Origin of the sequence: Micromonospora sp. M51, from assembly GCF_018070305.1 — a bacterium.
Classification (GTDB): Bacteria; Actinomycetota; Actinomycetes; order Mycobacteriales; family Micromonosporaceae; genus Micromonospora; species Micromonospora parva.
In genome coordinates, this window is sequence record NZ_JAGPXZ010001455.1 from 1 (window position 1) to 528 (window position 528).

Genomic DNA, 528 nt, shown 5'->3' on the forward strand with positions numbered 1-528 from the left:
GGGTGAGCAGCAGGTCCAGCCAGTGCACCTGCTCGGCGGTCTGCACCTTCGGCAGCATGATGCAGTCCAGGTTGGCGCCGGCACCCTCGACGACCTCGATGACGTCCCGGTAGGTCCACGGGGTGGTCAGGTCGTTGACCCGGACCACCCGGGTCTTTCCGGCCCAGTCACCCTCGTTGAGCGCGGCCACGATGTTCTTGCGCGCGTCCGGCTTGGCCAGCGGGGCGACGGCGTCCTCCAGGTCGAGGAAGACCTGGTCGGCCGGGAGCCCCTGGGCCTTGCCGAGCATCTTCACGCTGGAACCCGGTACGGCGAGGCAGGACCTGCGGGGGCGACCGACTGCGGCCATGGATGCGCTCCTTCCAGCGTCCGGCGGGCACGCCGACGCCACCTGACGACAGATCCGAAACCTTAACGATCCCAAAGGTCGTTGTGACGCCACGGTAACCTCGCGCCATGACCGGGGTGAATGGACCTGTGGAAGATCTCACTGGGCGTCGACTGGTGGTGGTGACCGGGGCCAGCTCC

General features: G+C 68.0%; 1 protein-coding gene. It reads right to left on the reverse strand.

Annotated features, from left to right (window positions below):
- Window positions 1-349: CoA ester lyase (locus KBX53_RS35410; RefSeq protein ID WP_247676659.1), on the reverse strand; the 349-nt coding region annotated here is incomplete at its 3' end.
- Window positions 350-528: the final 179 nt, after the last annotated feature.